At 67.9% G+C, this 13,146-nt stretch carries 13 protein-coding genes; 8 read left to right on the forward strand and 5 right to left on the reverse strand.

Features of this window, described 5'->3' with window-relative positions; genetic code table 11:
- Positions 1–91 precede the first annotated feature (91 nt).
- On the reverse strand, positions 92–1,078 hold the full coding sequence (locus IPU70_RS13800; protein ID WP_207467989.1) for an AraC family transcriptional regulator: 987 nt from the start codon (positions 1,076–1,078) through the stop codon (positions 92–94).
- Positions 1,079–1,358: 280 nt separating this feature from the next.
- On the opposite strand from IPU70_RS13800, the gene IPU70_RS13805 reads away from it, so the two are divergent.
- Genes IPU70_RS13805 through IPU70_RS13830 form a run of 6 tightly spaced genes read left to right on the forward strand, consistent with a single transcriptional unit; the run spans position 1,359 to position 7,121 of the window.
- Entirely contained in the window at positions 1,359–2,537 is a 1,179-nt protein-coding gene (locus IPU70_RS13805; protein ID WP_207467991.1) for an ABC transporter substrate-binding protein, read from the forward strand.
- Positions 2,538–2,565: 28 nt separating this feature from the next.
- On the forward strand, positions 2,566–3,810 hold the full coding sequence (locus tag IPU70_RS13810; RefSeq protein WP_207467993.1) for a dienelactone hydrolase family protein: 1,245 nt from the start codon (positions 2,566–2,568) through the stop codon (positions 3,808–3,810).
- 9 nt (positions 3,811–3,819) lie between these two features.
- Positions 3,820–5,169, forward strand: coding sequence for an aromatic ring-hydroxylating dioxygenase subunit alpha (locus tag IPU70_RS13815; protein WP_207467995.1), 1,350 nt, complete (start codon positions 3,820–3,822; stop codon positions 5,167–5,169).
- Positions 5,160–5,693 carry an aromatic-ring-hydroxylating dioxygenase subunit beta gene (locus IPU70_RS13820; RefSeq protein ID WP_207467996.1) on the forward strand — a complete coding sequence of 178 codons (534 nt, stop codon included), beginning with the start codon at positions 5,160–5,162 and terminating at the stop codon, positions 5,691–5,693. Before IPU70_RS13815 ends, IPU70_RS13820 begins: the two co-directional genes overlap by 10 nt.
- Positions 5,690–6,301, forward strand: coding sequence for a cysteine hydrolase (locus IPU70_RS13825; protein WP_207467997.1), 612 nt, complete (start codon positions 5,690–5,692; stop codon positions 6,299–6,301). The genes IPU70_RS13820 and IPU70_RS13825 overlap by 4 nt, the downstream gene beginning before the upstream one ends.
- Before the next feature lie 13 nt (positions 6,302–6,314).
- Positions 6,315–7,121, forward strand: coding sequence for an SDR family oxidoreductase (locus tag IPU70_RS13830; RefSeq protein WP_207467998.1), 807 nt, complete (start codon positions 6,315–6,317; stop codon positions 7,119–7,121).
- 18 nt (positions 7,122–7,139) lie between these two features.
- On the opposite strand, the gene IPU70_RS13835 is transcribed toward IPU70_RS13830, so the two are convergent.
- Complete coding sequence (locus IPU70_RS13835; RefSeq protein ID WP_207467999.1) at positions 7,140–8,897, reverse strand: DUF342 domain-containing protein; 1,758 nt, start codon at positions 8,895–8,897, stop codon at positions 7,140–7,142.
- A 260-nt stretch (positions 8,898–9,157) separates the two neighbouring features.
- Here IPU70_RS13835 and IPU70_RS13840 point away from each other — a divergent pair, with 260 nt between their 5' ends.
- Positions 9,158–9,910 carry a lytic transglycosylase domain-containing protein gene (locus IPU70_RS13840; RefSeq protein ID WP_207468000.1) on the forward strand — a complete coding sequence of 251 codons (753 nt, stop codon included), beginning with the start codon at positions 9,158–9,160 and terminating at the stop codon, positions 9,908–9,910.
- 33 nt (positions 9,911–9,943) lie between these two features.
- On the opposite strand, the gene hemL is transcribed toward IPU70_RS13840, so the two are convergent.
- The 3 genes from hemL to IPU70_RS13855 are packed head-to-tail and all read right to left on the reverse strand — an operon-like array spanning position 9,944 to position 12,698.
- A complete protein-coding gene (hemL, locus tag IPU70_RS13845) occupies positions 9,944–11,221 on the reverse strand; it encodes a glutamate-1-semialdehyde 2,1-aminomutase (RefSeq protein WP_207468001.1) in 1,278 nt (425 codons plus the stop codon).
- Positions 11,222–11,226: 5 nt separating this feature from the next.
- Complete coding sequence (thiE, locus tag IPU70_RS13850) at positions 11,227–11,892, reverse strand: thiamine phosphate synthase (RefSeq protein WP_207468002.1); 666 nt, start codon at positions 11,890–11,892, stop codon at positions 11,227–11,229.
- The gene (locus IPU70_RS13855; protein WP_371818941.1) at positions 11,889–12,698 is read right to left on the reverse strand and encodes a bifunctional hydroxymethylpyrimidine kinase/phosphomethylpyrimidine kinase; all 810 of its coding nucleotides are present in this window, start codon (positions 12,696–12,698) and stop codon (positions 11,889–11,891) included. The genes thiE and IPU70_RS13855 overlap by 4 nt, the downstream gene beginning before the upstream one ends.
- 155 nt (positions 12,699–12,853) lie before the next feature.
- On the opposite strand from IPU70_RS13855, the gene IPU70_RS13860 reads away from it, so the two are divergent.
- Positions 12,854–13,018, forward strand: coding sequence for a rubredoxin (locus IPU70_RS13860; RefSeq protein WP_003814980.1), 165 nt, complete (start codon positions 12,854–12,856; stop codon positions 13,016–13,018).
- Positions 13,019–13,146: the final 128 nt, after the last annotated feature.

Raw genomic sequence — 13,146 nt, forward strand, 5'->3', positions numbered from 1 at the left:
CGTAGCGCTGAAGATCTTGGGGCGCCCGCCCCATGCCGGCCGCGCGGGCGGCCTTGTGGGGCTTGAGTTGCCTCGTGCCTGGTCGATGTAGTCACCCCTTCACCCGCCGTGTCTCGCGCGGCAATTCCCCGAAACGTTCGCGGTAGTACTCCGAGAACCGTCCCAAATGCCCGAACCCCACGCCCAACGCCACTTCCGTGACGCTGGCGCCTGTGCCCGTCCTTAACCGGTTCCTGGCCTCGTCCAGCCGCAGCGCGCGCAGCGCGTTCATGGGCGTGGTGTTGCGGTGCTCCTGGAACAAGCGCGTCAGCGCGCTGGCGCTGGCGCCGGCGTGGCGGGCGATGTCGGTCAGGGTGAGGGCGGCGGCGAGGTGGTCGCGCATATAGGTTTCGGCGGCGCTCAGGCGGCGCGGGACGGCGGGGGCGATGCCGGCGTGCGCTTGCCAGCTGTTGGGCTGGTTGTAGAGCAGGTGCAGCACCAGCGTGTCTTCCAGGTGTTCGAGCCAGGCCGCGGGCGGGCGCGGGGCGCCGTCGTCCAGGGTGGGCAGCAGGTGGATCAGGCTTTCGACCATGCTGCGCCAGACGGCGCCGACGGGGTTGTCCAGGCGCAGGGCGGGGCTGAAGTCTAGCGGGCGGGTGGCGGCCTCGCCGAAGGCGCGCAGGCCGATGGCTTCGAGTTTGCCGCGGGGGATCTTGAGCAGCAGTTGTTCGCAGCCGGCTTCCCAGTGCAGCTTCAGGGGGCGGTTGGGGGCGATGACGGCGGCGCAGTCGGGGTCGGCGTCGACGCGGTCGTTGCCGCATTCGATACAGGCGCGGCCGCGCAGGGGGACCTGGACCAGCATGAAGTCCTGCAGGCGGTCGGGTTCGATGTGGACTTCGGCGCCGTAGCGCAGCGTACAGACCGTGAGCGAGCCGAAGCGGCCGCGGTTCAGTTCGGCATCGACGCGGCCACCTTTCCAGGTGAGGCGGTGTTCTTTGAGGGCTTCGGAGACCAGGGTGCGCGTCTCGTCCTGCTGGGTGGAGCTGAAGACGCGCCGTTTGAGCAGGGGCGCTAGCGTGAGTCGGGACCAGCCGTGCATGGATGCCTCCGGGACGGGAACGCTCCCGTGTTACTGCCGAGGGTAATTTAAACGTCAAGCACTTGGAATTAAGTGATTCCCGGATAAGGCTGACGGAATCCGGATAGAGGGCTGCCCTGGGGCGGCCTAATCTAGCCGGCAGGCCCTTCGCGTGTTGGTTGGAGGGCGGCGCCGCGGCGCGTAAGCTGGCGGCGTTGTTCGGCAGCATGCGTAGTCCGACGGCAGACGGGTTCTGTCAGCTTTCCGCCGGCGTGGCCTGGCGGGGATAACGGGGTGGCTCATGAATCGAAATCTATGGAGCCGGCGCGCGCTGGCTGCGCTGGTGTGCATGACGGCGGCGGCGGGCGCCACGGCGGCGGACAAGGTCAAGGTGGGCTTGTTGACCACCTTGTCGGGGCCGGGCGCGGCGCTGGGCAATGAGATCCGCGACGGCTTCAATCTGGCGCTGCAGCATACGGGCGGCAAGCTGGGCGGGTTGCCGGCGGAAGTGGTGGTGGCGGACGACCAGCAGAAGGCGGACGCCGGCCGTCAGGCGGTGGAGCGGCTGTTGAAGCGCGACCGGGTGGATGTGATGACGGGCATCGTGTTCTCGAACGTGCTGCTGCCGGTGATGCCCGCCATCCTGCAGTCGGGGACCATCTACTTGAGTACCAATACCGGGCCGGAAAACTATGCGGGCGCGGGCTGTAATCCGAATTTCTTCGCGGTCGCGTGGCAGAACGAGGATATCCCGGCCGCGATGGGCAAGTATGCCAGCGACCAGGGCTACAAGAGCGTGGCGCTGATCGCGCCGGACTATCCGGGCGGGCGGGAGTCGCTCAATGGCTTCAAGCGCTTGTACAAGGGCGGGCTGTCGGAAGAGATCTACACCCAACTCGGGCAGCTGGACTATGGCGTGGAGATCACGCGGCTGCGCGCCAGCAAGCCGGATGCGGTGTTCTTCTTCCTGCCGGGCGGCATGGGCGTGAACTTCATCAAGCAGTTCAATGGCGCCGGCCTGTCCAAGGAGATCGCGCTGCTGGCGCCGGGTTTCTCGGGCGACGAGGACACGATCGCGGCGGTGGGTGCGCCCATCGAGGGCATGCGCAATACCTCGCAATGGGCGCTGGAGCTGGACAACCCGGCCAACCGCAAGTTCGTCGAGGACTTCAAGAAGACCTATAACCGCAGCCCCACGCTGTATGCCTCGCAGGGCTATGACGCGGCCATGCTGCTGGATAGCGCGGTGCGCCAGACCGGCGGCAAGCTGGAGGCGGACGCGCTGCGTCCGGCGCTGCGGCGCGCGGATTTCAAGTCGGTGCGGGGTGATTTCAAGTTCAACCGCAACCAGTATCCGGTGCAGAACTATTACCTGCGCGTCGTCGAGGCGGGGGCGGGGGGCAAGCTGTCCAATAAGCTGTCGGGCACGGTGCTGACCCAGTACCAGGACCCTTTCGCCGCAGCCTGCCAGATGAAGTAGGGCGGACATCCCCAATAAGGAGATACGTATGACCCAGAACATTACGACGCGCGAAGTGACGGTGGCCTCGCATGACGGCAAGTCCTTTGGCGCCTATCTGGCCGTGCCGGCGTCCGGGCATGGCCCGGGCCTGGTGCTGTGCCAGGAGATCTTCGGCGTGAACGACTTCATGCGCCGCGCGGCGCAGCTGTTGGCCGAGGAAGGCTATGTGGTGCTGGTGCCGGACCTGTTCTGGCGCCAGCAGCCGGGCATCCAGCTGACCGACGGCCCGGCCGACATGCCGCGCGCCTTTGAGCTCTACCAGGGCTTTGACGTGGAGCTGGGCTTGCAGGACATCGCGTCCACCATCGCTGCGCTGCGCGGGCTGCCCGAGAGGCAGGGGGGGGTGGGCGTGCTGGGCTATTGCCTGGGCGGCAAGCTGGCCTATCTGGCTGCCTGCCGCACCGATGTGGACGTGGCTATCGGCTACTACGGCGTGGGCATCGAGAACAGCCTGGACGAGGCATCGGAATTGCGCGGCCGGCTGGTGCTGCACATCGCCGAGCAGGACGGTTTCTGTCCGCCGGAAGCGCGCCAGCGCATCCTGGAGGCGCTGGGAAATAAGCCTGGAGTACAGATCTACATCTATCCGGGCATGGATCACGCGTTTGCGCGCACGGGCGGAGACCACTACGACAAGCCTTCTGCGCTGATGGCGCATCAGCGCAGCATGGCGGCCTTGCAGCGCGCCATCGGGCCGGAGTTCGACTATTCGTATCTGTGGGATAAGCACTGCGAATACGAATTCGGCACGCGTGACGTGGCGGCGACGATGGCCACCATGGTGGCCGAGCCCTATGTGAACCATATCCCCACCATGACAGGGGGCGTGGGCCATAAGGAACTGAGCCGCTTCTACCAGCACCACTTCGTCAACAGCAATCCGCCGGACACGCGCCTGGTGCCGCTGTCGCGTACGGTGGGCGCCACGCAGATCGTGGACGAGTTGCTGTTCTGCTTCACGCACACCACCGAGATCGATTGGCTGCTGCCGGGGGTGAAGCCCACGGGCAAGTACGTGGAGATCCCGTTGATCGCCATCGTCAAGTTCCGCGGCGACAAGCTCTATCACGAGCACATCTATTGGGACCAGGCCAGCGTGCTGGTGCAGGTGGGCCTGCTGGACCCCAAGGGCTTGCCGGTGGCGGGCCGCGAGACCGCCGCCAAGCTGCTGGATGAGACTCTGCCGTCGAACACGCTGATGACGCGCTGGAAAGAAAGCGAGAACAAGTAGGAGCCCGACATGTCATACACCGAAGAGCAATTGGCCGCGATGGTGCGCGGCGACAGCGTGCACCGCGGCGTCTATACCGACCCCGCTATCTTCGATCTGGAAATGCAGCGGATCTACGGCCGCGCCTGGATCTACGTGGGCCATGAAAGCCAGGTGCCGAAGGCGGGCGACTATCACACCACGCGCCTGGGCGACCAGGACGTGCTGATGGTGCGCGCCACCGACGGCCGCGTGCACGTGCTGTACAACCGCTGCCCGCACAAGGGCGCCAAGGTGGTGGCCGATGGCGAAGGCTGTGTCGGCAAGTTCTTCCGCTGCCCCTACCATGCCTGGACCTTCAAGCTGGACGGCAGCCATCTGGGCGTGCCGTTGAAGCAGGGGCTGGAGGGTACGGCTTACGATCCCGCCGATCCGTCCTTTTCGATGCGCCGGGTGGCGCGGGTGGAAAGCTACCGCGGCTTCGTGTTCGCCAGCCAGGCCAAGGAAGGGCCGGCGCTGGAGGACTTCCTGGGCGGCGTGCGTTCGTCGATCGACAACCTCTGCGACCGTTCGCCGGTGGGCGAAGTGGAGGTGGCTGGCGGCATCTTCCGCGTGATGCAGCGCTCGAACTGGAAGGTGTTCTACGAGAACCTGCACGACACCATGCACGCCCGTGTCACGCACGAATCTTCCTATGCCGCGGCCCGCGACGAGGCCAAGGAAATGGGCGAGATGCCGCTGGAGCTGCACATCATGGACGGCAACGGCGAACCCTACGAGTTCTGGGAAAAGCTGGAGCTGCGCGCCTACGCCAACGGCCATGGCTACATGGAAGGCATTTTCAATCCGGGCGCGGCCGAGCGCGACCCGGTGTCGCGCGCGCATTTCGAAACGTTGACCGCCGCCTATGGCGAGACGCGCGCCCGCGAGATCCTGGGCATGAACCGGCACAACACGGTGATCTACGGCAGCGGCTCGCCCCACACGGTGTTCCAGCAGTTCCGCGTGATCCGGCCGATCGCCGTGGACCGCACCATGATCGAGATCCAGACCTTCCGCTGCAAGGGCGCGCCGGACGGCGTGTTCAAGCGCGCCATGCTGTACGCCAACGTCATCAATTCGCCCTCGTCCAACGTCATGCCGGACGATATCGAGCTCTACAACCGTTGCCAGGAAGGCAACGCCACGCGCGGCGGCGAATGGGTCAGCATGCACCGCTACCACGGCAGCGACCGCAGCGACGCCGACGGCATGGTGTCGGTCAACGGCACCAGCGAATTGCCCATGCGCAACCAGTTCGACGCCTGGAAGACCTATATGGAAGCCGGCCCAGCCGCCACGGAAGCGGCCGCCGCCACCGGAGACCGCTCATGCTGCTAGACCTTGATTTCGACGTGAGCACTGAAGGCCTGTCGCCGGCCGAGGTGCCGGCCGACGCCTACCACCGCATCGCGCAGTTCCTCTACCGCGAGGCGCGCTTGCTGGACGAGCGCCGCTACGATGATTGGCAGGCGCTGTGGGCGCCGGACGGCATGTACTGGATGCCGCGCGTGCCGGGCCAGCAAAGCCCGTACGACCATATCTCGCTGTTCTGGGAAGACCGCATGCTGCGCGACGTGCGCATCCGCCGGCTGGAGCATCCGCGCAACTGGTCGCAGCAGCCGCCGACGCGTAGCGCGCGGCTGGTGGGCGCGGTGGAGATCGAGGGCGTGGACGCCGGCGGCAACCTGGTGGTGCACTCGACCTTCCAGATGACGGAATGGCGCAAGCGCCAGCCGCGCCAGCTGGCGGGCCGCTACACCCACAAGCTGGCCGCCGAGGGCGACAGCTGGCGCATTCGCATGAAGCGGGTGGACCTGGTCAATTGCGACGACGTGCACGACGTGTTCGAGGTGTTCGTGTGACGGCGGCCGACGCCGCGGTGCTGGCGCTGCACTTCCAGAACGACGTGCTGCACCCCGAGGGCAAGATCCGCGTCGGCCTGGACGCGGACAGCGGGGCGCGCCAGCGCCTGCTGGACAACGCCGCGGCCCTGCTGGCCGGGGCGCGGGCCCACGATCTGCCCATCGTGCACGTGCGCATCGCCTTTCGCCCGGACTACGCCGACCTGATGGCCAACTGTCCCATCTTCCGCAACGTGGCCGCCATCGGCGCGGTGCCGGAGGGGCAGTGGGGCAGCGCCTTCTATGAGGGGTTGCAGCCGCTGGCCGGCAGCACGCGCGAGTTCGTGGTGAAGCACACCCGCATCAGCGCCTTCTACGGCACGCCGCTGGAAGAGACGCTGCGGCTCTTGGGCGCGCGCCGGCTTGTGGTGGCGGGAGTCGCCACGCATTCGGTGGTGGAAGGCACGGTGCGGCACGCCGCCGACATTGGATTCGAGGTCATGGTGGCGCAGGACGCCTGTGCTTCCGCCGACCCGGCGGTGCACGACGCGTCGCTGGCCAGCATGCGCCTGATTGCGCAAACCGGGCCGGTGGCGGAAGCTGTGCGCTGGGCCGCCGCGCCGCATTGATCGAGGATTCATCATGGATTTCACAGGCTTTCCCGGGCTGGCCGGCAAGACCGCCATCGTCACCGGCAGCACCCAGGGGCTGGGCGCGGACATCGCGCGCGGGCTGGCCGCGGCCGGCGCCAACGTGGTGCTGGTCGGGCGCAATGCGGAGGCTGGGTGCGCGCTTGAAGAGGAACTGGACGGCCGCGCGCTGTACTGCGAAACCGACATCGGACAGGACCGCCAGATACAGCGCTGCATCGACGCGGCCGTGGCGCGCTTCGGCCGGTTGGACATCCTGGTCAACAACGCTTGCCAGTACACGGACCGGGGCCTGGCTTCGTCGCGCGAGGAATGGCACAGCACGCTGGACACCAACCTGGTGTCGGCCGCCATTTTCACGCAGTTGGCCGCGCCCTTGCTGCGGCGCGGCGGGGTGGTGGTGAACATGGGCAGCACGGGCGGCAAGTTCGGCGCGGCCGGTCGCGCGCTTTATCCGGCGTCCAAGGCGGCGCTGCTGCAGATCACCAAGAACTTCGCGGTGGAGTTGGCGCCGGCTGGCGTGCGGGTGCTGGCGGTGTCGCCCGCCTGGACCTGGTCGCCGTCGGTGGAGCAGTTGTCGGGCGGTTCGCGCCCTGTGGCGGACGCGGTGGGGGCGCATTTCCATCCGCTGGGGCGGGTAGGGTCGGGCGAGGAGATCGCCGCGGCCGTGTGCTTTGCCTGCTCCGACGCGGCGTCGTGGATGACGGGAGTGGATATACCCGTGGACGGCGGCTTTTCCATCCTGGGGCCGGACCGCGGCATCTCGCCGCGCGCCTGGTTCAAGGAACTGGCGCCCTGAGGGCGCCGGCGGGCGGCGTCAGCGGATGACGATCTGCCCTTCTTCCACGGCGGCCTTGCCGCCGATCTGGTCTTCCAGGAATTCCTGCACCTTGTTGCCCACCTGAATCGTCACGCCGCTGCAGAAGCGGCGGCTTGCCCGGATGGTGGCGCTGGCCAGCGGCTGCAGGTCCAGTACCAACTGGGCCTCCTCCGCGTCCAGCGTCAGCAGATCCTGACTCAGCTTGACGTGGGTGTTGCGGGCGCGATCGGCCACGTCGCCCGGGGCGCGCTGGGGATTGGCCTTCAGGAACATCAGCAGCTGTTCCAGCTTGGATTTTTCCTCGTGCATCTTCTGGCGCTTGCGCGCCAGCGCCGCGCGCTTGATGTCCGCGTGCGGGTCCAGGCCGGCTTGCACCAGCGTCGGAATGCCCGAGGGCGAGCCTATGGTGCCGGCGCGCACCGCCTGCATGGCGCGGGTCTGGCCGCCGGTGATGGCGCTTTGCTGGGTGTTGGGAGGGCCGACATTGACGCTGCCGCCGGTCGCGATGCTGCTCTGGCGGACCTCGCGTTCCACGTCGACGTCCTTGCCCGCGCTGATGACGGCGTTCTCGATGAACTTGGCGCGCAGCGCGCCGCCACAGACGATGCGGGCGGTGCGGGCGGCGGCGGCGGCGTCCTGCAGGGCTTCGGCCAGGCCGATGATGCCGCCCTTGACCGTCACGTTGCCGCCGGCCTCGACCAGCGCCGCCTCCATGGTGCCGTTGACGACCACGTCGCCTGTCACGTGGACTTCCATGGTGGCGGCGATGTCGCCGCGCACTAGCAACGAGCCTTCGAAATGGATGTTGCCGGTGCTGAGGTTGACGGCGTCCACCTCGACCATGGGGTTGACCTGCACGCCGTGGCTGACCAGGGTGGGCGTGCCGGCGATGGCGGCGCGCAGCAGCAGCGGATCCTCGGGATCGACGACGGCGCCGGCCAGGTCGCTGGCGAACGGCGTGTCGGGCAGTTCGTCGGGCAGGATCGGTTCGCCCAGCACGGTGGCGCCGTCCACGCCGGGCAGGGGCGGCGTGCGCCGCATCAGGGGCATGCCGGGCGTTACCAGCAGCAGGCTGCCCAGGTCGCGGTAGTCCACCTGGGCCAGTTCGTCGATGTCCTGGCCGCGCGGCTTGAGGCGGTCCAGCAGGCTTTCGAAGCGCGTCGGCGTGCCCCGGGTGGGCGGCGTGCCGCGGGCGATCTGCGTGGTTTCGCGGCGGCCCTGTGTAACGGCGTCGATCAGTTCCTGTTCCAGGATGCCGTGGACGATGCCGCGCTCGGCCAGCACCTGGCGCACGGCTTCCAGGGTGACAGGCTTGCCGCCCTTGGGCGGGAGCAGGGTCAGCAGGGCGGACATGCGCGCGGCGTCCAGCTCCAGTTCAAGCGAGCCGTCGATGACTTGGCCGACCGGGGCCTGCACGGTTTCAGTGGCGTGGCGGCACAGTTCGATGAAGGTCAGGACGGCCTGGCTGTCGAGCGCTTCGGCGCCCCAGCCTTGAGCGACTGCTGCGGCCGCCAGGCTGTCCCAACTGGGCAGGCCGGCATTGGCGTGGGGACGCGGCTCGGCGTCATCGTCGGCGACAGCGATGCTGGTGTCGGCATCGAGGGCGGCGGTGCCGTCGATCTCGGCCGCGGCGGCTGGCGAGGCGGGCGCAGTGGCGGAATCCGCCGCATCGGGACGCGCAGGCGGCGTGTAGACCGCCGTCAGGACGTTGGTCGTGGCGTCCAGCGTCAGCTGGAGCGTGTTTTCTGCGTCCATCTTGCCTCTCCAGCCCGACGTTGTCCGCCAGGTGAAATTATTTGGTAATCATAAGAAATATTAAGTCATATTCTAGCGCAAGGGCATCAGGCTACTGGAAAGTAGGTGGGGCAAATTCCGCCGCATGCCCTAGTTCTGGCCCTGTTTGCCCCAGTTTTCTCCCGGGATGGCAACCGTCCGGCCAGGATTAGGGCGTCGGTACTAGCGACAAAACGGCGTTGCCGCAGCAGCATAGGAACTCGATTACGGAGCCCGATCCCATGCACCGCCATCCCCGTCCCGTCCTGCCCGCCCTGCGCGCCCTTCTGGCGCGCGCCGGCGGCATGGCGGCGCTGGCGGCCGTCGTAGGGGGCGTGCTGGCGCTGGCGCCCGTCAGTCCGGTCCAGGCGGCCGACATCTATCGCTACAAGGATCCTTACGGCGTCTGGCGGTCCATGAAGGTACCCACGGGCTACGCCAAGTATTACAAGCGGGCGCAGGCCAGGACCGCTTGGCGCGGCAACAGCATGAAGGTCTGTCTGGAATGCGAGCCCAAGTCCGGCGACGGCGCCCGCCTGGTGACGTTGACGTCCGCGACGCGCGCGCAGCGCTGGGGCGACCTCAAGGTGCCGCAGGCACACGACGGGCTGATTGCGCGCGCGGCCCGCGAGTCTGGCGTGGACCAGGCGTTGATAACAGCGGTGATCGCGATCGAATCGGGGTTCCGCAGCGATGCGCGCTCGCCCAAGGGGGCGTTGGGCCTGATGCAGCTGATGCCGGCCACGGCTGCGCCGCTGTTGTCGGTGACGGACGTGGAGACGGCGCTGGTGGATCCGGCGACCAATGTGAACGCGGGTTCGCGCCATTTGCGCCGGCTGATCGACCAGTATCCAGGCCGGCTGGATCTGGCGCTGGCGGCCTACAACGCAGGGGAAGGGGCGGTGCGCAAGTACGACGCCGTGCCGCCCTATGCGGAAACCCAGGCATACGTCCGGGATGTGACGGCCTTGTACGAGCACTACAAGGCCCCGTGAGGGGAGCGGCCGCGGGCCGGCTCCCCGGCGTCGCTACATCGACGCGAAGACCTTTTCGGCGATATCCAGCGTGGACTTGATCACCGCGTCGTCGTGCGTGGCCGAAACGAAGCCCGCTTCGAAGGCGGACGGCGCGAAGTGTACGCCGTGGTCCAGCATGGCGTGGAAGAAGCGATTGAACGCCGCCGTGTCGCAGGCCGAGACCTCGGCGAACGAGGTTGGCACCTGGTCGCTGAAGTAGATGCCGAACATGCCCCCCACCGAATCGGCCGAGAAGGCCAGTCCTGCGGCGCGGGCGCGTTCCTGCAGGCCCTGGGCCAGCTTGGCGGTCTGAGCCGTCAGCTTGTCGTAGAAGCCGGGAGCGCCGATCAGGCGCATCGTGGCCAGGCCCGCGGCCACGGCCACCGGGTTGCCCGACAGCGTACCGGCCTGGTAGACGCCGCCCAGCGGCGCGATGTTCTTCATGATGTCGGCGCTGCCGCCAAAGGCGCCCACCGGCATGCCGCCGCCGATCACCTTGGCCAGCGTGGTGATGTCGGGCTGAACCCCGGTCAGGCCCTGCACGCCTTGCGGACCGACACGGAAACCGGTCATCACTTCGTCGAAGATCAGCAGCGCGCCGTGCTGCGTGCAGACGTCGCGCAGGCCTTCCAGGAAGCCCGGGGCCGGCTTGATCAGGTTCATGTTGCCGGCGACCGGCTCGACGATGATGCAGGCGATGTCGGCGCCGTGCTGGGCGAAGGCTTCGCGCACGGCGTCCAGGTTGTTGTATTCCAGGGTCAGCGTGTGCGAGACGAATTCCGGCGGCACGCCGGCCGAGCTGGGGTTGCCGAAGGTCAGCAGTCCCGAGCCGGCCTTGACCAGCAGGCTGTCGGAATGGCCGTGGTAGCAGCCTTCGAACTTCACGATCTTGGCGCGGCCGGTGGCGCCGCGGGCCAGGCGGATGGCCGTCATGGTCGCTTCCGTGCCCGAGCTGACCAGGCGCACCTGTTCCAGCGAGGGCAGGCGCGAGATCAGCACTTCGGCCAGTTCGATTTCCGCTTCGGTCGGAGCGCCGAAGGACAGGCCGTTGACGGCCGCTTCCTGCACTGCGCGCACCACTTCCGGATGCGAGTGGCCGAGAATGGCGGGGCCCCAGGAGCCGACGTAATCGATGTACTGCTTGTCTTCCGCGTCCCACACGTACGGGCCCTGCGCGCGCTTGATGAAGCGCGGCGTGCCGCCCACGGAGCGGAAGGCGCGCACGGGCGAATTGACGCCGCCGGGGATGCTGAGGCAGGCGCGTTCGAAAAGCTGAGCGTTACTGGACATGGCGTTCAAGGCTTGCGGTTGGAGTTGACGGAGTAGGGCGCGGAGCAGGCGGCCGCGGCGGCCCGGATGCTGGGCGCCTCGAAAAGCGCGGTGATGACGGCGATGGCGTCGGCGCCGGCCTGCGCCACCAGGGGCGCGTTGTCGGGTGTGATGCCGCCGATGGCGACCACCGCGGGACGCGGAGCGTCGCAATCGTCGGCCAGGCGGCGGGCTTCGGTCAGGACCGAGAGCGGCGCGCGCACGGTGTCGGGCTTGACGGTGGAGGCGTACATGGCGCCGAAGGCGATGTAGTCCGCGCCCGCGGCCAGCAGTTCCTGCGCGCGGCCCAGGTCGTCATAGCTGGAACCGCCCAGGATCAAGTCGGGGCCGGCTTCGGCGCGGATGCGGGCCAGGCTTTCGTCGTCGCGGCCGACGTGTGCGCCGTCGGCGCCCACCTCCAGCGCCAGGCGCCAGTCGTCATTGATCAGGAAGAGCACGCCGAGCTCGCGGCATAGCGGCGCCAGCGCGCGGGCCTGTGCGGCGCGCACCGCGTCGGGCACATTCTTGCGGCGCAACTGCAGCGAACGCATGCCGCCGTCGGCGGCCTGGCGCACCGCCAGCAGCAGGCGGTCGGTATCGTCCCATTCGGGGGTGACGCCGTACAGGCCGGAGGGGAAACGCAGCGCTTTCATCGGGCGGGAATCCGGTTGGGGATGCGCCGGCCCATGCCCGGCAGGAAGCTGGCGGCGACCGCGGTATCGGCATGCGCCAAGCCCTGGCGCACGGCTTCCGGCATTTCCAGGCCGCGCGCCAGCAGGGCGGCGATGGCGGTGGCAGCCACGCCGCCGGCGTCGCCGTTGCGGTCCGGAGGCGCCTGCCACGGCAGGATGGCGATCTGGCCGTTCGGGCCGAGCAGCATGTTGGCGTAGTGGCCGGGCCGCTGCGGGCTGCCCAGGACCAGCACCCATTCCGCGCCAGCCGCGACCAGGGCATGCATCGGCGTCGGTGCGTCCCCGATATCGATGTCACCGTCGGCATGCCACTGCGCCAGACGCAGGTGCTCGATGACCAGCAGGTCGGTTTGCGGCAGCACCAGTTCGAGGGTGGCGGCCAACAGGTCGTCGGCTTCGTCCTCGTCGGCGGCGTCGGCCGGCGGCTGGGCGCGCTGGCCCAGATGCAGGACCAGCGGCACCTGGCTGTAATCGGCGGCGACCTGCGCCGCGACGCTGGCAGTTTCCGCGGTGTATAGTCCGCCCACCTTGATGGCCTGTACGGACATGTCCTCGAGCAGGCAGCGCGCCTGGTCGTCCAGCAGGTCGGGTGTAACGGGATGGATTTCTTCGATGCCGGCGGTGTCCCGCACGGTCAGCGCGGTCACGGCCGCCAAGCCATGGCAGCCCAGGCTGGCGCAGGTGACGGCGTCTGCCGGCAAACCGTCGGAACCCGAGGGGTCGAGCGGACCGAAGACCAAAACGAGAGGGGGAGTAACGGGGGCCACGTGGACAGCGCTAGAGTAGGGGGCGCCCGGACTCATTTGCGGTGAATCAGGGGAACCCCTATTGGGTTTCGGTAAGATTGTCCCCATTCTAATGGAAGCCCCTCACCTTTGCCCTGACGCCGGGCAAGGGCCTGGAATTGATGTAAGAGAGAACTATGCGTACTTGGATGTGTTTGATTTGCGGCTGGGTCTACGACGAAGAGGCCGGCCTGCCCGACGAAGGCATTGCACCCGGCACCCGCTGGGAAGACGTGCCGCCGAACTGGGTCTGTCCTGAATGCGGCGCCCGCAAAGAGGACTTCGAACTGATGGAAATCTGAGGCCGTAGCGCCGACTTATTCCGCCAAGGCTCGTAAGATGGGGCTACGCCCCATCCTTCGCAACCGTGGGACGGACTGCCCCAGGCATGACGCTTGCCGGGTACGCGTGGCCTCCCCACGGTTCTTTC

Origin of the sequence: Achromobacter sp. SD115 (assembly GCF_017355315.1) — a bacterium.
GTDB lineage: Bacteria > Pseudomonadota > Gammaproteobacteria > Burkholderiales > Burkholderiaceae_B > Achromobacter > Achromobacter xylosoxidans_B.